23 protein-coding genes are annotated in these 24297 nt (G+C 71.2%); 12 read left to right on the top strand and 11 right to left on the bottom strand.

Annotated features, from left to right (window positions below; genetic code table 11):
• Positions 1-77: 77 nt before the first annotated feature.
• A complete protein-coding gene (locus tag ACIQWR_RS00675) occupies positions 78-2363 on the bottom strand; it encodes a transglycosylase domain-containing protein (RefSeq protein WP_404003822.1) in 2286 nt (761 codons plus the stop codon).
• A 231-nt stretch (positions 2364-2594) separates the two neighbouring features.
• Here ACIQWR_RS00675 and ACIQWR_RS00670 point away from each other — a divergent pair, with 231 nt between their 5' ends.
• The 5 genes from ACIQWR_RS00670 to ACIQWR_RS00650 all read left to right on the top strand — a co-directional run bounded on the left by ACIQWR_RS00670 (position 2595) and on the right by ACIQWR_RS00650 (position 7457).
• Positions 2595-3506, top strand: coding sequence for an SPFH domain-containing protein (locus ACIQWR_RS00670; RefSeq protein WP_404003820.1), 912 nt, complete (start codon positions 2595-2597; stop codon positions 3504-3506).
• Positions 3503-3787: a hypothetical protein gene (locus tag ACIQWR_RS00665; RefSeq protein ID WP_404003818.1), complete on the top strand. Its 285-nt coding sequence runs from the start codon at positions 3503-3505 to the stop codon at positions 3785-3787. The genes ACIQWR_RS00670 and ACIQWR_RS00665 overlap by 4 nt, the downstream gene beginning before the upstream one ends.
• 111 nt (positions 3788-3898) lie before the next feature.
• Entirely contained in the window at positions 3899-4423 is a 525-nt protein-coding gene (locus ACIQWR_RS00660) for a PadR family transcriptional regulator (RefSeq protein WP_399259810.1), read from the top strand.
• Complete coding sequence (locus tag ACIQWR_RS00655; RefSeq protein ID WP_399259808.1) at positions 4420-5106, top strand: ABC transporter ATP-binding protein; 687 nt, start codon at positions 4420-4422, stop codon at positions 5104-5106. Before ACIQWR_RS00660 ends, ACIQWR_RS00655 begins: the two co-directional genes overlap by 4 nt.
• Positions 5103-7457 (top strand): FtsX-like permease family protein, encoded by a 2355-nt coding sequence (locus tag ACIQWR_RS00650; protein WP_404003815.1) that lies wholly within the window; start codon positions 5103-5105, stop codon positions 7455-7457. The genes ACIQWR_RS00655 and ACIQWR_RS00650 overlap by 4 nt, the downstream gene beginning before the upstream one ends.
• 72 nt (positions 7458-7529) lie before the next feature.
• On the opposite strand, the gene ACIQWR_RS00645 is transcribed toward ACIQWR_RS00650, so the two are convergent.
• On the bottom strand, positions 7530-8504 hold the full coding sequence (locus ACIQWR_RS00645) for a hydrogen peroxide-inducible genes activator (protein WP_404003813.1): 975 nt from the start codon (positions 8502-8504) through the stop codon (positions 7530-7532).
• A gap of 168 nt (positions 8505-8672) precedes the next feature.
• Here ACIQWR_RS00645 and ACIQWR_RS00640 point away from each other — a divergent pair, with 168 nt between their 5' ends.
• Together ACIQWR_RS00640 and ACIQWR_RS00635 are read left to right on the top strand one after the other, a co-directional pair.
• Positions 8673-9227, top strand: a complete 555-nt coding sequence (locus ACIQWR_RS00640) for a peroxiredoxin (protein ID WP_399259802.1) — start codon at positions 8673-8675, stop codon at positions 9225-9227.
• 3 nt (positions 9228-9230) lie between these two features.
• Positions 9231-9782, top strand: coding sequence for an alkyl hydroperoxide reductase (locus ACIQWR_RS00635; RefSeq protein WP_385782390.1), 552 nt, complete (start codon positions 9231-9233; stop codon positions 9780-9782).
• A gap of 101 nt (positions 9783-9883) precedes the next feature.
• Here ACIQWR_RS00635 and ACIQWR_RS00630 read toward each other — a convergent pair whose 3' ends face one another.
• The 5 genes from ACIQWR_RS00630 to ACIQWR_RS00610 form a co-directional block, all read right to left on the bottom strand.
• Positions 9884-10615, bottom strand: coding sequence for a hypothetical protein (locus ACIQWR_RS00630; RefSeq protein ID WP_404003810.1), 732 nt, complete (start codon positions 10613-10615; stop codon positions 9884-9886).
• Positions 10616-10619: 4 nt separating this feature from the next.
• Complete coding sequence (locus ACIQWR_RS00625; RefSeq protein ID WP_404003807.1) at positions 10620-11954, bottom strand: AI-2E family transporter; 1335 nt, start codon at positions 11952-11954, stop codon at positions 10620-10622.
• A 112-nt stretch (positions 11955-12066) separates the two neighbouring features.
• Entirely contained in the window at positions 12067-12780 is a 714-nt protein-coding gene (locus ACIQWR_RS00620) for a transglycosylase SLT domain-containing protein (protein WP_404003805.1), read from the bottom strand.
• Between the two features lie 400 nt (positions 12781-13180).
• Positions 13181-14497: a PhoH family protein gene (locus ACIQWR_RS00615; protein ID WP_404003802.1), complete on the bottom strand. Its 1317-nt coding sequence runs from the start codon at positions 14495-14497 to the stop codon at positions 13181-13183.
• 366 nt (positions 14498-14863) lie between these two features.
• On the bottom strand, positions 14864-15625 hold the full coding sequence (locus ACIQWR_RS00610) for an isoprenyl transferase (protein ID WP_399259793.1): 762 nt from the start codon (positions 15623-15625) through the stop codon (positions 14864-14866).
• 128 nt (positions 15626-15753) lie between these two features.
• On the opposite strand from ACIQWR_RS00610, the gene mgrA reads away from it, so the two are divergent.
• On the top strand, positions 15754-16791 hold the full coding sequence (mgrA, locus tag ACIQWR_RS00605; protein WP_404003799.1) for an L-glyceraldehyde 3-phosphate reductase: 1038 nt from the start codon (positions 15754-15756) through the stop codon (positions 16789-16791).
• Positions 16792-16933: 142 nt separating this feature from the next.
• Here mgrA and ACIQWR_RS00600 read toward each other — a convergent pair whose 3' ends face one another.
• A complete protein-coding gene (locus ACIQWR_RS00600) occupies positions 16934-17662 on the bottom strand; it encodes a prepilin peptidase (RefSeq protein ID WP_404003796.1) in 729 nt (242 codons plus the stop codon).
• A 132-nt stretch (positions 17663-17794) separates the two neighbouring features.
• Between ACIQWR_RS00600 and ACIQWR_RS00595 the strand changes: the two genes are divergently transcribed.
• The 3 genes from ACIQWR_RS00595 to ACIQWR_RS00585 all read left to right on the top strand — a co-directional run bounded on the left by ACIQWR_RS00595 (position 17795) and on the right by ACIQWR_RS00585 (position 20500).
• Positions 17795-18217, top strand: a complete 423-nt coding sequence (locus tag ACIQWR_RS00595) for a DUF192 domain-containing protein (protein ID WP_404003793.1) — start codon at positions 17795-17797, stop codon at positions 18215-18217.
• 86 nt (positions 18218-18303) lie between these two features.
• Positions 18304-18921 carry an SMI1/KNR4 family protein gene (locus ACIQWR_RS00590; protein WP_404003791.1) on the top strand — a complete coding sequence of 206 codons (618 nt, stop codon included), beginning with the start codon at positions 18304-18306 and terminating at the stop codon, positions 18919-18921.
• A 295-nt stretch (positions 18922-19216) separates the two neighbouring features.
• The gene (locus ACIQWR_RS00585; protein ID WP_404003789.1) at positions 19217-20500 is read left to right on the top strand and encodes an extracellular solute-binding protein; all 1284 of its coding nucleotides are present in this window, start codon (positions 19217-19219) and stop codon (positions 20498-20500) included.
• Between the two features lie 184 nt (positions 20501-20684).
• On the opposite strand, the gene ACIQWR_RS00580 is transcribed toward ACIQWR_RS00585, so the two are convergent.
• Positions 20685-21314, bottom strand: a complete 630-nt coding sequence (locus tag ACIQWR_RS00580; protein WP_404003788.1) for a hypothetical protein — start codon at positions 21312-21314, stop codon at positions 20685-20687.
• Between the two features lie 185 nt (positions 21315-21499).
• On the opposite strand from ACIQWR_RS00580, the gene ACIQWR_RS00575 reads away from it, so the two are divergent.
• Positions 21500-22642, top strand: a complete 1143-nt coding sequence (locus ACIQWR_RS00575; RefSeq protein WP_404003786.1) for a serine hydrolase domain-containing protein — start codon at positions 21500-21502, stop codon at positions 22640-22642.
• Here the strand turns inward: ACIQWR_RS00575 and ACIQWR_RS00570 are convergent.
• Both ACIQWR_RS00570 and ACIQWR_RS00565 read right to left on the bottom strand, forming a co-directional pair.
• Positions 22633-22959 (bottom strand): nuclear transport factor 2 family protein, encoded by a 327-nt coding sequence (locus tag ACIQWR_RS00570; RefSeq protein ID WP_404003784.1) that lies wholly within the window; start codon positions 22957-22959, stop codon positions 22633-22635. The two genes, ACIQWR_RS00575 and ACIQWR_RS00570, sit on opposite strands and share 10 nt — an antisense overlap.
• A 163-nt stretch (positions 22960-23122) precedes the next feature.
• Entirely contained in the window at positions 23123-24013 is an 891-nt protein-coding gene (locus ACIQWR_RS00565; protein WP_404003782.1) for a polysaccharide deacetylase family protein, read from the bottom strand.
• Positions 24014-24297 lie beyond the last annotated feature (284 nt).

Here is a 24297-nt window from a genome sequence, read left to right as displayed (position 1 = left end):
GAGGCGAACGAACGAAGACCGCCGCCCGGCAGCATTCCTGCTGCCGGGCGGCGGTCTTCGTTCGTTCCTGCGGGCGCCTACGGGAAGGGCGGGAAGCCCTGGCTGCGGGTCGGTCCCGGTGAGGAGTGCCCCGGATCCGGCGAGGAGTGCCCCGGATCCGGCGACGAGTGGCCGGGGTCCGGGCTGGAGCTGCGCGAGCTGGAGCTGCTCGGGTTCGGGCTGCTCGACCCGGACGAGGAGCGGCTGGTGCTGGGCGACGGGGTGCGGCTGGTCGAGGCCGAGGTGGACGGGGTGGGGCTCGGGGGCGGGGTGCCCATGTCCGCGTCCGGGAGCTCGAACTTGCTGGTGTCGACGCCCGAGAGCGCGGCCAGCGTGTAGGCCTTCCAGATGGCGGCCGGGAAGCTGGAACCGCCCGCGCGGCCGAGACCGGCGGTCCCGGTCAGGGTGGTCTGCTTGCCGCCGCTGACCTCTTCACCGAACATCGCAACGACGGTGACCAGTTCGGGGGTGTAGCCGGTGAACCAGGCCGCGTAGTTGGACTCGGTCGTACCGGTCTTGCCCGCCGCCTGGTAGGCGTCGCTGAAGACCTTCTTGCCCGAGCCGTCGCTGACCACTCCGGTGAGCACCTTCGTGACGGTGTCGGCCGTCGCGGTGTCGATCACCTGGTCACCGATGGGGACCACCGGCTTGTAGGTGCGCGCGTGGTTCTGCGCGCTCTTGATGATCGACGGGGTGACCTTCTTGCCGTGGTGGTCGAAGGTCGCGTAGACGCCCGCCATCTCGACGGTGCTCGCGCTCATGGTGCCGAGCGCCATGGCGGGCTTGTCGGCGGGCCAGCCGTCGCGGTCCCGCATGCCGAGGGCGAGGCCCATCTCCTTGACCTTCTCCGGCTTCGCGTCGACGGTCATCTGCGCGTAGACGGAGTTGACCGAGGAGTTGGTCGCGCTCTGCACGGTGACGTCGTGGCCGATCTCCCAGTAGTTCTCCTGGTCCTGGTTCTGCGGGGAGAAGGGAGTGTCGCTGCCGACCACCGGGCGGCCGCTGGTGCCGTCGTAGAGGGTGCTCGGGTTGATCGGCTTGCCGGCCTGCGTCTTGGCGCCGTTCTGCAGGGCGGTGGCGAGGACGACCGGCTTGAAGGTCGAGCCGGGCTGGAAGTCGGTGCGCAGGGCGTTGCTGGACCACTTCTCGGCCTGGCCGGTGCCGCCGTACATGGCGACAATCGCACCGGTCTTCGGGTCGACGGAGGTGGCGCCCGCCTGGACGTTCTGGTCGACCGGGCGCTCCGCGGTGTTCTTGCGCTCCAGCTTGGATTCCAGCTCGTCGTTGACGGCCTTCTCCAGCGCGGCCTGCTTCTTCTTGTCGATGTTGAGCTTGATCGTCCAGCCGCCCGCGTCGATCGCAGCCTTGGGGACGCCCTGCCGGTTGAGCTCGGCGTCGGCGGCCTCCATCAGGTAGCCCTTCTGACCCTCGCGCCCGGGGGTGGGCTTGGGCTTGATGGGCTCCTGGAACTTCAGGGTCTTGCGCTTGGCCTCGTCCAGCTTGCCCATGCCGACCATGTTGCCGAGGGTCGCGTTGAAGCGGCCCATGACGAGGCGCTTGCCGTTGGGGCCCGCGGTCGCCCAGTCGTAGGAGCTGGGGGCCTGCAGGACGGCGGCGAGGTAGGCTCCCTGCTCCAGGGTGAGCTTCTGCGCGTCGACGTTGTAGTACGCCTGGGCGGCGGCCTGGATCCCATAAGCACCGCGACCGAAGTAGCTGGTGTTCATGTAACCCTCAAGGATCTGGTTCTTGTCCATGTCCTGGTCGGTCTTGAGGGCGATCACCATCTCCTTCAGCTTGCGCGTCGCGGTCTGGTCCTGGTTCAGGTAGTAGTTCTTGACGTACTGCTGCGTGATCGTCGAACCACCGGCCTTGCCCTTGCCGGTCACCGTGGAGATGAACCCGCGCACCAGACCCTTGAAGTCGATTCCCTGGTCCTGGTAGAAGTTCTTGTTCTCGATCGCGATGAACGTGGTGCGCACGTCCTCCGGGACCTTGTCGAAGGGCAGGATCTCGCGGTTGTACTTGCCCGTGCGGGTCATGAGGGAGCCGTCGGACCACTGGTAGACGTTGCTCTGGAGCGTCGCCTCTTCGTTGGGCTTGGGCGCGTCGACGTAGAAGTAGAGGCCGACGAGGGCCGCCATGCCGAGCAGGATCAGGCCGAAGAAGGTGCCGAGGATCTTCTTCCAGGTGAAGAACCTGCGTATGCCGGTCCGTTTGCCCGCGCCCGCACCGCTCTTGCCGCGGTCGCTCTTCGACGCGCGACCGCGCGACGCACGCCGCGTCCCGCGCTGCTGCTGCGCCCGTCGCGCTTCTGCTCGGCCCATCGCTCCCGCTCCGCTCAATTACCCCCGACGTCAGCTCAGAAAGCTAACACCGGAGGCTGTGACAAGGGCTGCACAATCCTGATCAATAACGGTCAATTCGGACGTGAGAATCAGCACCCACACCATAAGAACCGACGCCTAGGAGACCAGAAGAGTTGCGGTGCGCCAAAAAAGTGATATCACTTTGCTAGGGAGTCCGACCGGCTCCTCATGAATGAAACGGGGCGAACCATGACGAAGACCACTGAAATGCCGGCGCCACAGGTACGGGAGTTCACCGCGAAGAGCGTGGGCGGCGGGCTGGCCCTGCTGCTCGGACTGCTGGGGCTGCTGCTCGGATCGGGCCTGATCGCGACCGGCGCCGTCCTCACCGCCGTGGGCGCCAAGGCGGGCCTGATCGCCTTCGGCGTCGTCGTCATCCTCGGCTCGCTCTACGCGATGTGCGGACTCAACACGGTCGCGCCTGGCGAGGCCCGCGTGGTCCAGCTCTTCGGCCGCTACCGGGGCACGATCCGCACCGACGGCCTGCGCTGGGTCAACCCGCTGACCTCCCGCGACAAGATCTCCACCCGCGTGCGCAACCACGAGACGGCCGTCCTGAAGGTCAACGACGCCTACGGCAACCCGATCGAGCTGGCCGCGGTCGTCGTATGGAAGGTGGAGGACACCGCGCGGGCCCTCTTCGAGGTCGACGACTTCACCGAGTTCGTCGAGACCCAGACCGAGGCCGCCGTCCGCCACATCGCGATCGAGTACCCCTACGACGCCCACGACGAGGGCGGCCTCTCCCTGCGCGGCAACGCCGAGGAGATCACCGAGAAGCTCGCGGTCGAGCTGCACGCCCGGGTCGAGGCGGCCGGCGTCCACATCATCGAGTCCCGCTTCACGCACCTCGCCTACGCACCCGAGATCGCCTCGGCCATGCTCCAGCGCCAGCAGGCCGGCGCGGTCGTCGCGGCCCGTCGCCTGATCGTCGAGGGCGCCGTGGGTATGGTCGAGCTGGCCCTGACCCGCCTGCAGGAAGAGGACGTCGTGGACCTCGACCCGGACCGCAAGGCCGCCATGGTCTCCAACCTCATGGTGGTGCTCTGCGGGGACCGCGCGGCCCAGCCCGTCGTGAACACCGGAACCCTCTACCAGTGAGGGCGGGCGGCGAGCCGCCGGCCCCCGACGGGGCCGGCGAGGACGACCGACCCGCGACGGCCACCGGCCCGGCCCGGCGCGCGGCCCGCAAGCAGGTGCTGCTGCGGCTCGACCCGCAGGTGTACGACGCCCTCGCCCGCTGGGCCGGGGACGAGCTGCGCAGCGCCAACGCCCAGATCGAGTTCCTGCTCCGCCGCGCGCTCGCCGAGTCCGGCCGGCTCCCCTCCGCACCGGGCCCCATGCCCCGCCGCGGCCGCCCCCCGAAGGCGGCTCCCGAATAGGGAACCCGCGCGAACGCCCCCGCCCCACCGGGCCGGGGGCGTTCGCGCACCGCTCCCGGCCCCGCACACCTCGTATGCGGACGGCGTGCGCGCCGTGGGTAGAGTCGGGCCATGTCCATAGGTCACACACTGCTCGGCCTCCTGGAGGCCGGGCCGCGCGACGGCTACGACCTCAAGCGCGCCTTCGACGAGAAGTTCGGCCAGGGGCGGCCGCTCGCCTACGGTGAGGTCCACGCGACCATGACCCGGCTGCTGGAGAACGGCCTCGTCGAGGTCGACGGCGTCGAGAGCGGCGACGGTCCGGAGCGCAAGCGGTACACCATCACGGACGCCGGGATCACCGACGTCGAGGTCTGGCTGGGATCCCCGGAGAAGCCCGAGTCCTACCTCCAGTCGACCCTCTACGCCAAGGTCGTACTGGCCCTGCTCACCGGCCGCAGCGCCGAACAGCTCCTCGACACCCAGCGCGCCGAGCACCTGCGCACGATGCGCCTGCTGACCAACCGCAAGCGCAAGGGCGACCTCGCCGCCCAACTGATCTGCGACCACGCCCTCTTCCACCTGGAAGCCGACCTGCGCTGGCTGGAGCTGACCGCGGCCCGCCTGGACCAACTCAGCCACGAGGTGCGCCCGTGATCCCCGACGGTTCGCTGCTCGGCGCCGAAGGGCTGCACAAGTCCTACGGCTCCAACACCGCCCTGATCGGGGCCGAGTTCTCCATCCACCCCGGAGAGGTCGTCGCCGTCATGGGGCCCTCCGGCTCCGGCAAGTCGACGCTGCTGCACTGCCTGGCCGGGATCGTCGCGCCCGACGCGGGGACCATCACCTACGCCGGACGCGAGCTGTCCGCCATGAACGACGCCCAGCGCAGCGCCCTGCGCCGCAGCGAGTTCGGCTTCGTCTTCCAGTTCGGCCAGCTCGTCCCGGAGCTGACCTGCCTGGAGAACGTGGCCCTGCCGCTGCGCCTGAACGGTGTGAAGCGCAAGCAGGCCGAGGCCACCGCCCTGGCCTGGATGACCCGGCTGGAGGTGGAGGACATAGCCGCCCAGCGCCCCGGCGAGGCCAGCGGCGGCCAGGGCCAGCGCGTCGCGATCGCCCGCGCCCTGGTCACCAGCCCCCGGGTGGTCTTCGCCGACGAACCCACCGGCGCCCTGGACACGCTCAACGGCGAACTGGTCATGCAGCTGCTCACCGAAGCCGCGCGGGCCGCCAGCACCGCGGTCGTCCTGGTCACGCACGAGGCCCGGGTCGCCGCGTTCTCGGACCGCGAGGTGGTCGTGCGGGACGGTCGGACGCAGGACATGGAGCGCATCGTATGACCGCTGCGCAGGGCTGGATCCGCGACCTGCTCATGGGCGCCCGGTTCGCGCTGAACGGCGGCCGCCAGGGCTGGACCCGCACGCTGCTCACCGGGGTCGGCGTCGGGCTCGGCGTCGCCCTGCTGCTGGTCACGGCCGCGCTGCCGAGCGCACTGACCGCCCGTACCGACCGCGGTGACGTCCGCACGAACATGTCGCTGACCGGCCCCGAGCGCCCCCGCCCGGAGACCTTCCTGATCGCGCGGGCCTCCCAGGAGTACCACCGCAAGTCCATCGAGGGGTTCCGCATCCAGGCCGAGGGGCCGGACGCCCCGGCCCCGCCCGGCCTCTCCCGGTTCCCCCGCCCCGACGAGTTCGCCGTCTCCCCCGCCCTGGACGCGCTGCTGAAGTCCGCCGACGGGCAGCAGCTCCGCGAGCGCTTCGGGGCCAAGTCCTTCACCCTGATCGGCGATGCGGGCCTGATCGGCCCCGGCGAGCTGTTCTTCTACGCGGGCACCGACGACCTGCGCACCAACGGCGCCCGCTACGGGCAGGTCCAGCGCTACGACGCCTTCGGCGCCGACGACGAGGGCGACCCGCTCGACCCGGTCCTGGCCCTGATGGTCGTCCTGACCTTCGTCGCCCTGCTCATGCCGGTCACCGTCTTCATCGCCGCCGCCATCCGCTTCGGCGGCGAGCAGCGCGACCGCCGCCTCGCCGCGCTCCGCCTGGTCGGCGCCGACGTCCGGATGGTGCGCCGGATCGCCGCGGGCGAGGCGCTGGCCGGGTCCGTCTTCGGGCTGGGCCTCGGCGTCCTCTTCTTCCTCGTCTCACGGCAGTTGGTCGGCAGCCAGGCGCTGGGGCGGCGCAGCGTCTTCCCCGCCGATCTCGACCCGAGCCCCTGGCTGGTGGCGCTCGTCGCCGTCGCCGTACCGCTGCTCTCGGTCGCGGTCACCCTGTTCACCCTGCGCGGCGTGGGCATCGAACCGCTGGGCGTCGTACGGGCCGCGCCCCCCGCCAAGCGCCGGATCTGGTGGCGGCTGCTGCCGCCGCTCGGCGGGATCGCGCTCCTCGCGCCCCTGGCGAACCGGAACTCCGGCGACCCGGCGCGCTTCAACCAGGGCCAGGTGGGCACGGGCGTCGTCCTGCTGCTCGTGGGCATCACCGCCGTGCTGCCCTGGCTGGTCGAGCGGAGCGTGTCCCGGCTGTCCCGCGGCCCCGTCTCCTGGCAGCTCGCCGTACGCCGCCTCCAGGTCGCCAGCGGCACGGCGGCCCGGCTGGTCAACGGCGTCGCGGTCGCGGTCGCCGGGGCCATCGCGCTGCAGATCCTCTTCGCCGGCACCGAGTCCGTGTACACCTCTCTCATCGGCGTCGACCCCGCGCGGGCCCAGATGGCCGTGACCGCGGACCGCCAGCCCGGCTCCGACCTGCGGATCGAGGACATCGCCGCGAAGGTCGCGCGGGCCGAAGGCGTCACCAAGGCCGTCGCCCTGACCAGGATCAGCGCCGCCACCAAGCTGCCGGCCGACGCGTCGAGCGTCCAGATCACCGTGGGCACCTGTGAGGCGCTGCGCGAGGTCGCGGTGATCCAGACCTGCGCCGAGGGCGACTCCTTCGCCCTGACGGGGAGCCCGAACCCGGACGGATCGTCGTCCGGGATCGCGCCCGCGGCCGGCACCAAGCTCTTCGCGGGCGGCGTGTCGGGAGACCCGGACGACGGCAAGCCGGTCGAGTGGACGGTCCCCCAGGCCGTCCGGCAGGTCGCGAGCCGCCCCGACCCGGACGGGGGCCTGAACACCGGCCTGCTGACCACCCCGTCCGCCGCCCCGCGGGTGGCCGACGCGCAGGTCTTCGCGAGCGTGTACGTCATGCTCGACCCGACGGTGGCGGACGCGGTGGAGAACGTCCGCACGGCCACCTACCGGGCGGACCCGCTCGCCCGGGCGTACCAGCTCCAGTACGCCAAGACCAACGGCCAGTACGACGCCATCCGGGCCGGCCTGTACATCGGATCCGTGCTGGTGCTGGTGCTGATCGGGCTGAGCCTGCTGGTGGCGCAGCTGGAGCAACTGCGCGAACGGGCGCGGCTGCTGTCCTCGCTGGTGGCCTTCGGCACCCCGCGCGGCACGCTGTGCCTGTCGGTGCTGTGGCAGACCGCGCTGCCGATCGCGCTGGCCCTGGTCCTCGCCAGCGCCGTGGGCCTGGCCCTGGGCTCGGTCCTGTTGCGGATGACGGGGCTGCCGGTGCTGATCGAGTGGAACGTGGTCCTGGCGATGGTCGGGGCCGGCGGCGCCCTGGTCCTCCTGGTGACGCTGCTCAGCCTGCCGCCGCTGCTGCGGATGATGCGACCGGACGGCCTGCGGACCGAGTGAGCGGCGCGGCCCCGCGCCCGCGCCCACACCCTCGCTGACGTCCGCACCCGCGCCCGGCGGCCGGCCCGCGGCCTACTCGGCGGTCCAGACCGGGAGCGGGCGCACCGCGTGCCGCAGCGACTGCGCGACGGCCCGGAACTCCTGCGCCCGGGCCGTGCCCGTCCGCATCGCCAGCGCGATCCGGCGCGAGGGCGCGGGTTCGGCGAAGTAGCCGGTGGCGAGGTACTCGTTGCGGGTGGTCTCCAGCCGCAGCGCGGTGCGCGGCAGCAGGGTGACGCCCAGGCCGCCCGCGACAAGTTGGACGAGGGTGGAGAGCCCGGCGGCGGTCGTGGTGACGTCCGCGCCCTCGCCGCGCCCGGCCTCGCGGCAGATGTCCAGGGCCTGGTCCCGCAGGCAGTGCCCCTCGTCGAGCAGCAGCAGTTGGAGCCCGCGCAGCGCCTCGCGCGGGATGTCCCGGCGCCCCGCGAGCGGGTGCTCGCGCGGGACCAGCAGCACGAAGTCCTCGTCGAAGACCGGGACTTCGGTGACCCCTGGCACCCCGAGCGGCACCGCGAGCAGCAGCAGGTCGAGGCGCCCGCCGGTGAGCCCCTCCAGCAGCGAGGAGGTCTGCTCCTCGTGCACCTGGAGGTCCATCAGCGGGTAGCGCCGCTGGAAGAGCCCGAGGACGGTCGGCAGCAGGTAGGGGGCGACGGTGGGGATCACCCCGAGCCGCAGCACTCCGGTGAAGGGGGCCCGTACCGCCTCGGCCTCCTCCATCAGCGCGGCCATGGACTCCAGGACCACCTTCGCGCGGGCGGCGATCCGCTCGCCCGCCGGGGAGAGCAGCACCTTGCGGGTGGTGCGCTCCAGGAGCTGTACGCCGACGGCCTCCTCCAGCGCGGAGACGGCGCCGGACAGGGCGGGCTGGCTCATTCCGATGGCGGCGGCCGCGTCCCGGAAGTGCAGGTGCTCCGCGACGACCGCGAAGGCGCGCAGCTGGGCCAGCGTGGGCTGTTTCGAGCCACCCTTCGAGCCGGACTTCGCGCCGCTCTTGGCAGGGGCCGACACGGCGCCCTTCATTCCACTCTTACTGGTAGCCACTGATAGGTACCTCCGATCACCCACCACAAGAGTAGCTATTTCTGTAATCAATCCAGGTGTGCCAGCATGTGAGATCCGTCCAACCCCCTCGGAAAGCCCCCAAAAAGGCCACTTTCCTGTCCGCTTGGAGTGCGCGTGCTCACTGTCGGTGACAAGTTCCCCTCGTACGATCTGACCGCTTGTGTCTCCCTGGAGGCCGGTAGCGAGTTCGCCCAGATCGACCACAAGGCCTACGAGGGCAAGTGGCGCGTGGTGTTCTTCTGGCCGAAGGACTTCACCTTCGTCTGCCCGACCGAGATCGCCGCCTTCGGCAAGCTGAACGACGAGTTCCTCGACCGCGACGCCCAGCTCCTCGGCGTCTCCGGCGACTCCGAGTTCGTCCACCACGCCTGGCGCAAGGACCACGCCGACCTGCGTGACCTGCCCTTCCCGATGCTGGCCGACTCCAAGCACGAGCTGATGCGCGACTGCGGCGTCCAGGGCGAGGACGGCTTCGCCCAGCGCGCCGTCTTCATCGTCGACCCGAACAACGAGATCCAGTTCACGATGGTGACCGCCGGTTCCGTGGGCCGTAACCCCAAGGAGGTCCTGCGGGTCCTCGACGCCCTGCAGACCGACGAGCTGTGCCCCTGCAACTGGAACAAGGGCGAGGGCACCCTCGACGCCGGCGCGCTGCTGGCCGGTGAGTGACCCGTGTCCCTCGACACGCTGAAGTCGGCCGTCCCCGACTTCGCCAAGGACCTGAAGCTGAACCTCGGTTCGGTCATCGGCAACCAGGACAAGCTCTCGCAGCAGCAGCTGTGGGGCACCGTCCTGGCCTGCGCGATCGCCGCCCGCTCCCCGCGCGTCCTGCGTGAGCTGGAGCCGGAGGCCAAGGCGAACCTGTCGGCGGAGGCCTACACCGCGGCCAAGTCCGCCGCCGCGATCATGGCGATGAACAACGTCTTCTACCGCACCCGCCACCTGCTCTCCGACCCGGAGTACGGCACGCTGCGCGCGGGCCTGCGGATGAACGTCATCGGCAACCCGGGCGTCGAGAAGGTCGACTTCGAGCTGTGGTCGCTCGCGGTCTCCGCGGTCAACGGCTGCGGCCAGTGCCTGGACTCGCACGAGCAGGTCCTGCGCAAGGCCGGCGTCGACCGCGAGACGGTGCAGGAGGCCTTCAAGGTCGCCTCGGTGATCCAGGCCGTCGCGGTCACCCTCGACGCGGAGGCCGCGCTCGCCGAGGCCACCGCCACCGTGTAACACCCCACGGATCCGCGCCACCGCGCGTGCACCGCACAGGGCCCCGCCGCCGTCACCACGGCCGCGGGGCCCTGTGTGCGTCCGGCTGCTCGTGCGTGGGGCTACTTCTTCAGGGCCGCCATCAGGTCGCGCATGTCGGAGATCATGGCCGCCTCGATCGGGGCGTAGTCGACGGTGTCGCTCGCCCCGGGGTCCCGCACCTTGACGCTGACGGACACGAGCGACAGCGAGAACACCGCGCCGCCGTCCAGCACCTTCAGCTCGGGCCCCTCGCCGTCGCTCGTCCGGGCCATCACGGCCCGTTCGCCGAGGTCCGGCACGGAGATCCGGTCCCCCGGGTTCCTGAGCGTCATCCACGGGCTCTCGACGTCGAACTCCGGCTCCGGGTCGGTCTTCTTGTGCAGTTGCACGGACGCCCACAGGTTGTAGTTGACGACCCGGTCCGTGTCGGCCGGGCTGCCCATCATGCACATCGCCCAGCCCATCGCCGGATGCTCGGAGGTCTGGCTGGTCGGACTGCCCGAGCGCAGGTCCCCGATGGCGGCGGTGAGCGCCTTGGCCTTCAGCACGTCGCACAGCTTCTCCGGCAGCGCGTAGGCCATCGGCGGCGCGTCCAGCCGGTCCCCGAGCGCGTAGAGGGAGCCCGCCCAGAGCGCGGAGGCCACGACCGCCCCGCCCAGGGCCCACGCCCACCGGCCACCCCGCGAGGTGCCCCGGCCGGCGCTGCCGGGGCCCTCGGCGAGGTCCTGCGCGGGCGACCCCGGTGGCCCGTCGGCCGACCCGGTCGCCTCGGGCGTCGTCCAGCCTGCGTCGGCCTCGGGCTCGGATATCACTGCGCTACTCCCCCTGTTCGACCGCCGTCCGGTCCACGGCCGTCGCCCCGTGCGGGCCCGGTCCGAACTGCGCGTCCTGTTCCCTGGAATACACCCGCAGGTAGCCGACGACCGTGTTGGTGACGGCCACGAGCGGTACGGCGACCACGGCGCCCCCGATACCGGCGATCATGCCACCGGCGGCCACCGAGAGCACCACCGCGAGCGGGTGCACCCGTACCGCCCGGCCCAGGATGAAGGGCTGGAGCACGTGCCCCTCGATCTGCTGCACCGCCAGGACGACGGCCAGCACCATCAGGCCCGTGAACGGACCCTGGGTCACCAGCGCCACGACCACCGCGAGGGCTCCCGAGATGACCGCGCCGACCAGCGGGATGAAGGCGAACAGGAAGATGAAGACGGCCAGCGGCACCGCCATCGTCACGTCGAGGAACCAGAGGCCCAGGCCGATGAAGATGGCGTCGATGAGGGCCACGATGACCGTGCCCCGCACGTAGGCGGTCAGGGTGCGCCAGGCGCGCGGGCCGGCGCCCGCGACCCCGGCGCGCGCGGCGGTGGGCACCAGGCCGAGCACCCACTCCCAGATCTTCTTGCCGTCGTACAGCAGGAAGAGGGTGGAGAACATGGCGAGCAGGATGCCCGTGAGCACCTCGACCATCACCGTGACGCCCTGGAGCCCGGCGGAGGTGATCTCCTGGGTGTTGGTGCCGATGGTGTCGCTGAGGTTCTTGGCGATGTCGTTGATCTGTTGCTCGGTCACGTGGAACGGGCTGTTGAGGGCCCACCGCTTGAGCTCCTCGATGCCGTCGCGGACCCGCGCGGAGAGTTGGTCGAGGTTCTCCATGACCTGCCACACCACGAACCAGCCGACGAGCCCGATGACCACGAAGCCGAGGATGGCGGTGACGGCGGTGGCGAGCCCGCGGGGCAGGCCCAGCCTGCGCAGCCGGACCACGAAGGGCTGGAGCAGCGCGGTGACGAGCAGGGCGGCGGCGAAGGCCAGCACCACGAGCCTGACTTCGCTGATCACCTTCATCACGACCCAGAGCATCCCGGCGACCAGCAGCAGCCGCCAGCTGACCTCCGCGGCCACCCGCATCCCCCAGGGCACCACGGCCACCGGGTCGGGCCGCAGGCGCGCCGCCGCCGGATCGGGTGCGCCGGGGTCCGCGGTCGCCTCGGCGCCGGCCCCCCGGGTGGCCGCGCGCGCCGGAGCGGCCGCGGCGAGGGCCGGTTCCGCGTTCTCCGCCTCCACCTCGGCCCGGCGTTCGTCCAGCTTCGCCTCGACCTGGCTCAGCCCTCTTCCGAGTCTGCCCAGCCAGGCTGCCCACTTCGACATGTCGTCCCCTTCCCCCCGTCCGTCCGAACGCGACCCCGACGACGGTACACGCGAGGAGCCCCGCACCGTAGGACGGTGCGGGGCTCCTCGGGGTTGAGCGAGGGGGTGCGGCCTAGTACCAGTCGTTGGCCTGGTGGAAGGACCAGGCAGCACACGGGCTGTTGTACCGCTCGTTCATGTAGTTCAGGCCCCACTGGATCTGCGTGGCCGGGTTGGTGCGCCAGTCGGAGCCGGCCGAGCTCATCTTCGAGCCGGGCAGGGCCTGGACCAGACCGTAGGCGCCCGAGCTGGAGTTGACGGCCTGGTAGTTCCAGGTGGACTCGGCATCGACGATGTTCGAGAAGCACTGGAACTGCGACGCCGGGACGATCTGGCGCGCGATCGACTTGAGCTCGGCGATCGTGTAGGAGCTCTTCGGGGTGAAGGAGGAGGCGTCACGGCCGGCCGAACGGCTGGCCACCTCTTCCTTGTCCTCGCGCTCCTTCTTCGCCTTCGCCTCGGCGTCCGACTTCTCCTTGGCCACGGCCTCGGACTTCTTGTCCTTGGCGTCCTTGGCGGCCTGGACGCGCGCGGCTTCCTCGGTGGAGCGCTTGGCGTCGGTGTCGGCGGCGTGCGAGAGGGCGTCGGCCTGCTGCGTCAGCGAGGCGTTCTGCACGCGGGCCTGCTCACCCGCGGGAATGTCTGCGAGGAGAGTCGCTCCCGACGCGGTCGTCTCGAGGTTGTTCGAGTTCTGGGGGTCGCCTGTGGCAACACCCACGACGGCGCCGACGGTGGTGACCGCGGTGGCGGATGCCACGGCGAATCCCCTGACCGAGATGCGGCTCACACGGTGTCCTTCCAGCAGCGTCCGGGCGGTGACCTCGGGGACGCAGGAGTGCCCCTGACGCTGGCCTCCATGGTCTGTGGTCACGGGAGGCGCGGGCCCGTGGGCAACTCCCTCGTCGGGAGTGCCACATGGTGCTTGCGGGCGGCATACGGCGGTCGTCTGTGGAGTTGTTGCTGAGCTGTGCAGCCACGAGGGATACACGTGTGCCGTATGCGGGGCCTTACGGAGACCAGACTCTGCCGGACCTCGACGCCGCGAGGCAATTCTCCGTTGCGTGGGAAAGGTCACACCTGCTGGGACGCCGTTGTTTTCGACGAAGCCCTGTGCAGCGGTGCGCCGCCCGGCTAGGGTCTTTCACCTTTGCCGGACGGCGCCAACTTCCGTACCGCTATGGGTCCTTTCAGAGGGTTTCGAGCATCTCCGTCACGAGGGCGGCGATGGGCGAACGCTCGGAGCGGGAGAGCGTGATGTGGGCGAAGAGCGGATGGCCCTTCAACTTCTCCACCACGGCCACCACTCCGTCGTACCGGCCGACCCGCAGGTTGTCCCGCTGGGCGACGTCATGGGTCAGCACGACCCGACTGTTCGCCCCGATTCGGGACAACACGGTCAGCAGGACGTTGCGTTCCAGCGACTGGGCCTCGTCCACGATCACGAAGGCGTCGTGCAGCGAACGTCCCCGGATGTGCGTGAGCGGCAGCACCTCCAGCATCCCGCGACCCAGCACCTCCTCGATGACGGCCCGTCCGGCGACCGCCGAGAGGGTGTCGAACACCGCCTGGGCCCAGGGGCTCATCTTCTCGGCCGCGTCACCGGGGAGGTAGCCGAGGTCCTGGCCGCCCACCGCGTACAGCGGCCGGAAGACCATCACCTTCTGGTGCTGCTGGCGCTCCAGCACCGCCTCCAGGCCCGCGCAGAGCGCGAGCGCGGACTTGCCGGTACCGGCCCGGCCGCCCATCGAGATGATCCCGATCTCCGGGTCGAGCAGCAGGTCCAGCGCGATGCGCTGCTCGGCGCTGCGGCCGTGCAGCCCGAAGGCTTCGCGGTCGCCCTTCACGAGCCGCACGTTGCCGTCGGCGGTGACCCGGCCCAGCGCCTTGCCGCGCTCGGACTGGATGACCAACCCGGTGTGCACGGGCAGTTCCGCCGCCTCGGGGACGTACAGCCGGTCCTCGGAGTAGAGGAGGTCCACCTGCTCGCCGGAGAGGGCGATCTCGCTCATGCCGGTCCACCCGGCATCGGTGATGGCGAGTTCCGCCCGGTACTCCTCGGCGATCAACCCCACGGAGGAGGCCTTGATGCGCAGCGGGAGATCCTTCGACACGACCGTGACGTCGTACCCCTCGGCCTGGAGGTTGCGGGCGACCGCGAGGATCCGCGAATCGTTGTCCCCCAACCTGAAGCCCGCGGGCAGGATGCCCGGATCGGAGTGGTTGAGCTCGACACGCAGGGTGCCGCCGAGATCGCCCAGCGGGATGGGGGCGTCGAGGCGACCGTAGCGAACCCGGAAGTCGTCGAGCAGGCGCAGCGCCTGCCGGGCGAAGTAGCCGAGTTCGGGATGGTGCCGCTTGGCCTCCAACTCGGTGATCACCACGATCGGGAGCACGACCTCGTGCTCGTCGAAGCGGGAGATCGCGTTGGGGTCTGCCAGCAGGACGCTGGTGTCGAGGACGTAGGTCCGCCTGTCGGGCAGGCGGCGCTTTGTACTGGTCACCACGGAAGGACGTACCCCCTCGGAAGAGGTCGGGCCATGAAGACCGGACCGGTCATCGGCCCCCGTGCCAGGGCCGAGCACCGGCCCTCCAATCCGTCCGTGCGAACCGCACGCGCGTCCTGGTGCAAAGGGCCTCCCGGGCGGACGGCCCTGTGCCGCCCGCTGAGACTCGACACCCGTGGATCGGGCGTCGACCTGCATGGGGTATGCCCTCGAACACCCACTGCCATGCCACGGCATATGACGGACGCTCGGTGAATCCCTGGTGAAGGCCGCGGGTGGAGCGTGGAGGGGCGGGGCGGGAACGCGCAACGGGCCCCGGACGGAGTCCGGGGCCCGTTGTCACGGCGGGGCGGGGAGCGGTCGGGATCAGGTCCCGTAACGCCGGTGACGTGCCGCGTAGTCGCGCAGCGCCCGCAGGAAGTCCACCTTGCGGAAGGCCGGCCAGAACACTTCGCAGAAGTAGTACTCGGAGTGGGCGCTCTGCCAGAGCATGAAGCCGGAGAGCCGCTGTTCACCGCTGGTGCGGATCACGAGGTCCGGGTCGGGCTGGCCCCGGGTGTAGAGGTGCTCGGCGATGTGGTCGATGTCGAGGATCTCGGCCAGCTCCTCGAAGGAGGTGCCCTTCGAGGCGTGCTCCAGGAGCAGCGAGCGCACCGCGTCCGCGATCTCCTGGCGGCCGCCGTAGCCGACCGCGACGTTGACCAGTATTCCGCCGCGGTCGAGGGTGGCCTGCTCGGCCTCCTTGAGCACGGACTGCGTGCGGGAGGGCAGCAGGTCCATGTTCCCGACGTGGTGGACGCGCCAGCGGCCGTCCGCGGCGAGGCCCCGCACGGTGTTCTCGATGATCGTCAGCAGCGGGCCGAGCTCGTTCTCGGGTCGGTCGAGGTTGTCCGTGGAGAGCATCCACAGGGTCACGACCTCGACGTCCGACTCGTCGCACCAGCCGAGCAGCTCGGAGATCTTCTCGGCCCCGGCCTGGTGGCCCTGTTCCGTGGTGCCCCCGGAGGCCTTGGCCCAGCGCCGGTTGCCGTCCAGGATGACGCCGATGTGCTTGGGCGCCGCGTCATGGTCGATGCGGCCTTCCACCCGGCGTGCGTAGAGCCTGTACACCAGGTCGCGCAGATTCACGATCTTCCAGCCCCTCCGTGCAATGCCCCCGTGCGAATTGCGGTCCCCCCTCAAGGCCGCAACATTACTGCGCTTGCGGGGGCCTCACCCAACTCGGTCTGTCACAGGTCCGTGATAGGCAGGACAACGTGACTGATACCAATCCCTATCGGGCAGAGCCTTCGCGCTACGACTCCATGAACTACCGACGCTCGGGCCGCAGCGGCCTGAAGCTCCCCGAGATCTCGCTGGGCCTCTGGCACAACTTCGGGGACGACGCGTCCCTGGGGAACCAGCGCGCGATCCTGCGGCGGGCCTTCGACCTCGGCGTGACCCACTTCGACCTGGCCAACAACTACGGCCCGCCCCCCGGCTCCGCCGAGCTGAACTTCGGCAAGATCTTCGCCCAGGACTTCGCGTCCCACCGCGAGGAGCTGGTCCTCTCCACCAAGGCCGGCTACCTGATGCACGCCGGCCCCTACGGGGAGTGGGGCAGCCGCAAGTACCTGCTCGGCTCCCTCGACGCGTCCCTGAAGCGGATGGGCGTGGACTACGTCGACATCTTCTACTCGCACCGCTTCGACCCGCACACCCCGCTGGAGGAGACCATGGGCGCCCTCGCGTCCGCGGTCCAGCAGGGCAAGGCGCTGTACGTCGGCGTCTCCTCCTACACGGCCGCACAGACGGCCGAGGCGGTGCGGATCCTGCGCGAGCTCGGCGTGCGACCGCTGATCCACCAGCCCTCGTACTCCATGATCAACCGCTGGACGGAGGAGGACGGGCTGCTGGACACGCTGGAGGAGGCCGGCATGGGCTGCATCTCCTTCGCGCCGCTGGCCCAGGGCCTGCTGACCGGCAAGTACCTCAAGGGCATCCCGGAGGGCTCGCGGGCCACGCAGGGCAAGTCCCTGAACCCGGACCTGCTCTCGCAGGACGTGGTCCGGCGGCTGAACGGCCTGAACGACATCGCGGCCCGGCGCGGGCAGTCGCTGTCGCAGCTGGCGCTGAACTGGGTGCTGCGCGACGAGCGGATGACCTCGGCGCTGATCGGGGCGTCCAGCGTGAAGCAGCTCGACGAGAACGTGGCCGCGCTGACGGCGGCGCCGCTCTCGGCGGAGGAGCTGAAGGAGATCGATTCCTTCGCGGTCTCGACTCCGGGGACCAACATCTGGGCCCAGCGGGGATGACCTGCGCGTTCCCCGCGCCCTCGGGTCCGGGGGACCGGAGACAAAAAACGGGCCGGTCCGTGGGGGGGATACGGACCGGCCCGAGGGGGGGGTTCCACCATAACCCTTCGTAAAGCCTGCTGCGTGCATTGCCGCGCCAGGATTACGCTCCGAAACCACCGAGGAGCATTCCGGTGAGTGCCCCGGCGGCCATGAAGGGTCCGAAGGGGAAGGGGTCCCTACCCCGCGCCCGGCCCCGCAGCACAAGGCCGAGGCCGTACAGGGCGCCGTAGAGCAGGCCCAGGAAGGCGCCCGTGGCCCATACCCCCCACCCGTACCACCCAAGAGCGACCCCGAGCGGGAGCGCGAGCTTGACGTCCCCGAAGCCGAGTCCGGCCGGGTTGACCACGAAGAGCACGAGGTACGCCGCCCCCAGTGCGCCGCCGCCCAGCAGCGCGAGCGGCCAGGACCCGGCGGTCCCGGGCAGCAGGGCCGCCACCCCGAGCAGAGCGGCCACCGCGGCCGCCAGCGGCAGGGTCAGCACGTCGGGCAGCCGGTGCACGGCCAGGTCCACCAGGGCGAGCAGGACCGGTACGGGCGCCAGCGCGACGAAGACCCCGGTTTCCGGCCGGGCCCCGGCCACCGCCGCCAGCGCCGCGCAGACCAGCGCGGCGAGTACGGCCGTACGGGGGGCGCTCGGCCCGTACGGACGGCCCGAGCACCGCGCGGGCCCCAGCCAGCCGCGCACCCCGCGGCCCAGCGGGTGCCCCCGGGGGCAGCTCTCCCGCCACGGCTGGTCCGGCTCGACCCCGAGCCGGTAGGCGGCCAGCGGCAGGAGCAGCCCGGCGGCCGCGCCGTAGCCGGCGGCAAGGATGATCACGACCACGCCCATCCCGCCGACCGTAGGCGCCCGCGCCCCCGGGGGCATGGGCCCGGGGACCCATGGCCCGGCCGCACGCCCCGGCGGAGACTGGTCCCGGCCGGGACCCCGCCGGGGCGTGCGGCCGGGAGACGAGGGGTGCGGATGGCACGGCGTTGGCGGGACGGACCGGGCGCGCTCGACCTCCCGGAGGGCGGCGCGGTCGCCCTGGAGATCGCGGCCTCGTACCGCGCGCGGACCCGGGGCCTGCTCGGGCGGGACGGGATCGGGGGCGCGCTGCTGCTGACCCCGGCCGCCAGCGTGCACACCTTCGGGATGCGCTTCGCGATCGACGTGGCCTACCTGGACCGGCGGCTGCGGGTCCTGGCGGTGCGCACGATGGTCCCGGGCCGGCTCGGGCTGCCGCGACCGCGCGCGCGGCACGTGCTGGAGGCGTCGGCGGGGGCGATGGCGGGCTGGGGGCTGCGGCGGGGCGTGAGCGTGCGGGTGCGCACGGAGGGCGGGGCGGAGGGCGGGGCGGAGGGCGGGGCGGGAGGCGGGGCGGAGGCCGGGTCCGCCCCCGGCTGAGCACGGCACTGGGACCGGCCGGCGGCACGGGGTAAGTTGGGACGGTTGGGCATCGGGCGGGGTGCAGGGATCGTCGGGGAGCGGACGTGGCGGAGAACGCGCGGGTCAAGGCGTTGGAACAGATCATGTCCGCGACGCACGGGGCCGACGAGGACATCGACTGGCCGGCCGCCGAGGCGGTCTGGGGCACCCGGTTCCCCGCCGACTACGTCGCCTTCATGGGGCGCTTCGGCGCGGGCACGATCAACGGCGAGGCGGGGATCCTGCTGCCGCTGCCCAAACCGGGACCGCAGTGGGACCCGGCCGAGATGGCCGAGGAGACCGCCAACGCCCGCGCCCTGTGGGCGGCGGAGGGCGGCCGGGCCGCCTTCGACGTCGATCCGGAGTCGATCCTGGCCTGGGGCGTGGTCGGCGGCGCCGACATCCTGTGCTGGCTGACCACCGATCCCGACCCGGACCGCTGGCCGGTGCTGGTCTGCGGGCGGCACACCGCCGACGTCTTCGCGGTGTACCCGTACGGCATGGCGGAGTTCCTGCTGCGGATGTGCTCGGACGAGTTCGACATGAGCCCCGTCGGCATCACCTTCTGGGACGGCGAGCAGCTCGGCTTCGTGCACTGGCGCAAGGCCCAGCGCCGCTGGCAGGAGGGCCGCAACCCCGAGACGGGCGAGCCGGACCCGTACGCGGGCGAGTTCGCCGACTGACGGCCGCTTCGCGCCACCCGCGGTCGCGGCGCGAAGCCCCTCCTACCGAAAGCCCGTTTCCCGACCGGAAACGGGCTTTTCGGCATGTCTACGCGCGTCCGAATTGTTGATCACATATCGGAAAACACCAGTCCGAAATCCATTGCTTGGAGCATTGCCCACAAGTAGTGCCCCAATGGAATCAATCACCCTTCAGCAGGAGAGAATTCCGGCCAACGGGCCGTGCGGGGACACCCCGACCCGGAGCAACCCATAAGTAACGTCGGGCTACAAAAGAAACTCGGGGAATTCTCTCGTGCGACGAAGAACATTCGGCGCGGCCGCGGGCGCGGCCGTGCTCGGTCTCCTGCTCCCGCTGACGGGCTGTGGTTCCACCGCAGGTGGCAGCGGGGACGCCGTGACGCTGCGGCTGGTCGCCGCCGAATACGGAGACGGTCCGAGCACCAGCTCGAAGGCCTTCTGGGACAAGATGTCGGACTCTTTCACCGCCTCCCATCCGGGCATCGAGGTCGAGGTCACCCTGCTGCCGTGGGCGGACATCGACCGCGAGGTCAGCAAAATGGTGAAGGCCGGCAAAGCGCCCGACATGGCCCTCATGGGCGGGTACTCCGACTTCGCGGCCCAGGGCAAGCTCTACTCGGCCGAGGAACTGCTGTCGGTCACCGCCGAGGCGAACTTCCTGGCGCCGCTGGCCGAGGCGGGCTCGGTCGGCAACACCCTCTACGGCCTGCCCTTCGTCGCGAGCAGCCGGCTGCTCTTCTACAACCAGACCCTCTTCGCCAAGGCCGGCGTGAACGCCCCGCGGACCTGGTCGGAGCTCAAGAGCGCGGCCAAGGCGCTCAAGGACAAGGGCGTGAAGTACCCGTACGCCCTGCCGCTGGGCCCCGAAGAGGCCCACGCGGAAGCGATGATCTGGGAGCTGAGCAACGGCGGCGGCTACGCCGACAGCAGCGGCAACTACAGCCTGGCCTCCGACGCGAACGTCGAGACCTTCCGCTGGATCAAGGACAACCTGGTCGTCCCGGGCCTGCTCGGTCCGGTGCCGCCCGCCCAGCTCAACCGCCAGGACGCCTTCGCCGCCTTCCTGCGCGGCGAGGTCGGCATGCTCAACGGCTACCCCTCGCTGCTCCACGAGGCGAAGGCCAAGGGCATCGGCGTCGGCACGGTGACCATGCCGGTCAACGACGCCCTGGGCAGTGGCGAGACCCCGCCGGCCGTCGGCGTCGCCGACTGGATGATGGCCTTCAAGCAGAACGGCCACCGCGAGCAGATCGGCCGGTTCCTGGACTTCGTCTACCAGGACAAGAACCTGAGCGACTTCGCCGGCCGCTACCACCTGCTGCCCTCCACCATCTCGGCGTCGCGCACCCCGGCGGGCGGCGGCCTCGACAAGGGCGACGAGCAGTTTCTGACCGCCCTGCGCGGTGCTCAGCTCTACCCGGTCAACGACCCGTCCTGGGTGACCGTCAGCGACACCATCAAGCGCAACATCGGCCGCGCCGTGGACCCCGCCGGCGACCCGAAGGGCGTCCTGGAGGGCATCGCGCAGAAGGCCCGCGAAGCGTCCAAGCAGCACTGAATCCTGCGCGTCATCCTGCGCGTCCCGCCTGTTCGACCCTGACATCAGGGACCTTCGACCCGCCTCCACCACCCCCCGCGTGCGCCAGGATGGCTGTCACGGCACTCGATCCGAGGCCGCAGCCCGGTCGCCCGCACCGCGCCCACAAGGCGCGCGGGGCGACGGGCCACTCGGAACGCGACCGTCAGTGCCGGCCGTTGTCGCCGGCGAAGGCGGTGCGGTACTGCTCGCAGCTGGAGTTCCAGCGCAGGCTGCCGTTCACGGTGCCGTAGCCGGTGCGGGTGGCCGACCACTCGACCGTGTACTCCCCCGTGTCGCAGGCGATCCGCTTGTCCCCGCCGACCGTGGCGCGGCCGGTGGCCGGGCGGTCCTTGGAGTCGCTGCTGACCTTCGCCGCCTCGACCCCGTCGGCCCTGCGCACCACCGCGTACAGCGTGATGGGGTGCTTGCCGTTCTTGGTGGTGACGGCCTTCTTCACCAGCGTGGAGTCCGAGATGGACCACGCGAACTCGAACTTCGGCTGCCAGGCCAGCGTCTTGGGGTCGGCCTTCTTCGCCTCCCACTCCGGGGCGCCGGACGGGCCCGGGACGGTCCTCGTCTCGTACTGGACGCCGGGGTGGAAGCGGAACTGCGCCTCCAGCTTGTGCATCTCGTCCTTGGTCCAGCGGGACTTCATCGCCTTCTCGCCACCGGACGGGTCCTGGAGGTACGAGGACCCCTCGGCTGGCACAGCCGCCGCGGCCTGCACGAGGGCGGGCACGAGGGCCGCGGCGGCGGTGGCGAGGGCGACGGCGGCGATACGGGTGCGCTTCATGCGCTGCCCAACGGGCCCCCGGGGCGGGCCGGAACGACACCGGGCGCGCGTTCACCCGTACGGGAGTGCGCCGAGGTGACGGACTGCGGCGCGTCAGGAATATGACCCCACCGGCGCTCGTTGGCCCAGCTGACACGAGGCGGTACGAGGCGATCACGGATCCGCGGATCCGGCAGGGGGACGACATGGCGGTACAGGTGGACGGAACGGTGGCGGCGGGCTGGGAGCCGGTGCGGGAGACGTTCGCGGCCTTCGCACTGGCCGAGGAGACCTCTCCCGAGGCGCAGCTGGCGGTGCACCACCAGGGGCGCCGCGTGGTGGACCTGTGGGCGGGCGAGGACACCGCGGGGGACACCCTGACCGGCGTCTACTCCATCACCAAGGGCGCGGCCCACCTGGTCGTGGCGCTGCTCGTGCAGGACGGCGTACTGGACCTGGAGCGTCCGGTGTCGCAGTACTGGCCCGAGTTCACCGGGCACGGCAAGGAGCGCCTGACGCTGCGCCAGCTGGTCTCGCACCAGTCCGGTCTGATCAACACTCCGGAGGGCTTCACCCTCGACGAGGTCGCGGACGACGCGCTGGTCGCCGCCCGGCTCGCGGGGCAGAAGCCGTACTGGGAGCCGGGAACGGGCTACGGCTACCACGCCTTCGTGATCGGCGCGCTGACCGGCGAGGTGGTGCGCCGGGCCACCGGCAAGACCCTGCGGGAGGTCTACGAGGAGCGGATCCGCGCGCCCTACGGGCTGGACCTGTACATCGGGCTGCCGGCGGAGCTGGAGCCGCGCTGGAAGCCGGTGCTGCCGCAGGTCCCGACGGCCGCGGGGCTGGCGGCGCTGGCGGGCGGCCCGCCGCCGCCGGCGCTGATGGAGACCGCGTTCAACTGGCACACCCGGCCCCCGATGGACCTGGTGGCCTACGCGAACCACCCCGCGGTGAAGTCGCGGGGTCCCGCCTCGGCGGGCGGGATCGGCACGGCGCGCGGCGTCGCGGGGATGTACGCGGCGGCGATCGGCGAACTGGCCGGGCGGCCCGCGCTGCTGAAGCCGGAGACGGCCGCCGAGTTCGCGAAGCTGCACACCCCGGGTGACGACCTCGTGACGCCGGAGAAGGATCATTTCGGACTGGGCTTCGAGCGGCAGCCGCAGGTCGGTCCGGAGGCCTTCGGCCACTGCGGTGCCGCGGGCGGCCTCGGTTTCGCCGACCCGGTGACCCAGGTTGCGTACGGGTACACGCGCCGCCGCTTCGGCTTCCCGGGCGGCCTCTCCCCGGAGAACGTGCCGCTGACGGCGGCGGTGCTGGCCGCGGCCCGGGCGGCCGATCAGGCCTGACCGGTCTCGAAGCGGCTGATCCGGCCCGCGCCGTCGACCACGAACCGCCAGGCGGTGCGCATCTCGCCCCAGGTGGAGTTGCGGTAGTTCACGACGAGGGCGCGCCCGTCGTCGGACTGGGACTCGATGTCCATGTGACCTTCGGAGGAGAAGATCTCCTTGTCGGTCCACTGCTGGACGTCGCGGTCCGAGCCGTCGTCGGACATGGCCGCGTCGGGGGTGAGGACCGCGAAGACGGCAGCCCTGTCCCCCGCGTTGACGGCGGTGACGAAGGCGCGGACGGCGGGGTCGGTCAGCTGGTCGGGCGAGATGCTCACGGGGGCCTCCTGGGCGGCGTGCGTACGGGGCGTACGTACGTACGGACGGACGGGGCGTACGGGGGGACCCGTACGCCGACCAGGGAACACCGGGGCCGGGGCCCGCGCACCGACCTTCACCCGTTCGCCACCCGACGGCGTGTCAGGGGCGGGGCGGCGCGGATCAAGGAGTGGTGCGGACCGGGAAGCCGGTGGGGCGGCCCTGTTGTGCCAGCCGGGTCAGCACCTCGTCGAGGGCCGCGACGGTCTGCTCGCGGTTGCCGCCGCCGTCGTGGAAGAGGACGGTGGGGCCGCTGTGCAGCTCCTGCTCGACCGTCTTCACGATCGCGGCGCTGCCGGGCTTCTTGAAGTCCTTCGTGTCGATGTTCCAGCCGAGCGGGCGCATGCCCGCGGCCGCCGCCAGCGCTCGGCTCTCGGGGGTGAACGCCCCGCCGGGGGCCCGGTAGTACTCGACCTTCGCACCGTTCCCGGCCGCGTCCTCGATCAGCTTCTTCGCGTCCAGGATCTGCCGCTTCTGGTAGTCCACCGGCTTCTTGGCCATCGCGATGTCGTGGTCCATGGTGTGGTCGCAGAGCCGGTTGCCGTCCGCGACGACCTGCTTCACCAGGTCCGGGTGGGCCTTGGCCTGCGGCCCGATCATGCAGAAGGTCGCCTTCGCGCCGTGCTTGCGGAGCACCTCCAGGACCTTCGGGGTCCAGGTCGGGTCGGGGCCGTCGTCGATGGTGATGTTGACGGCGTTCCCGCCCGCTTCCGAGGCGTGGGCGATGGTGTCGGGGACCTGGCCCGGCTGGGCGCCACCGGAACCCGGGCGCTCCGCCCCGCCGCCCTTGGGATCGTCCGGATCGTCCGGATCGCCCCCGGGATCGTTCCGCTCCTCGGCGGCGTCCTTCTGCCGGGACACGTTCTGGTGGTCGTGCCCGTCGCCGGGGCCGTGCGCGGGTGAGGCGAGCGTCGCCACGCCCCACACCGTGGCCGCGACGGCAGCGGCCGCTGCCGCCACGGCTATCCGGGCCCGAACCCCTCGCTGCGCCATGTGACTCGTGATGCGCTCCATGAACCGTCCACTCCCCATCCGCCTTTGCAGGTCCTGTGAGGGAGGATGACGGTGAACGACGGCCGGTTCCAGGTGCTTTGACCATAAAATCTACGTATAGGCACTAAGGGAGCTTGGTCCTTGATCGTCCCTTTTCGGATCTCGTGGGGAACCGCACCACATGTACGGAAACTCCTACCCCGCGGAGCGGCGCCCCAAGCCCGCGACCGGGCGGGGCGGTTCACCGACCCGGCGACGCACCGGGAAGGCGGGAGGACTCGTGCGACCGCGCACGAAAACGCCCG

Source organism: Streptomyces sp. NPDC098789 (genome assembly GCF_044759975.1).
Lineage (GTDB): Bacteria > Actinomycetota > Actinomycetes > Streptomycetales > Streptomycetaceae > Streptomyces.
Note: the sequence above shows the minus strand (reverse complement) of the source record. Positions and strands in the feature narration are given on the sequence as shown.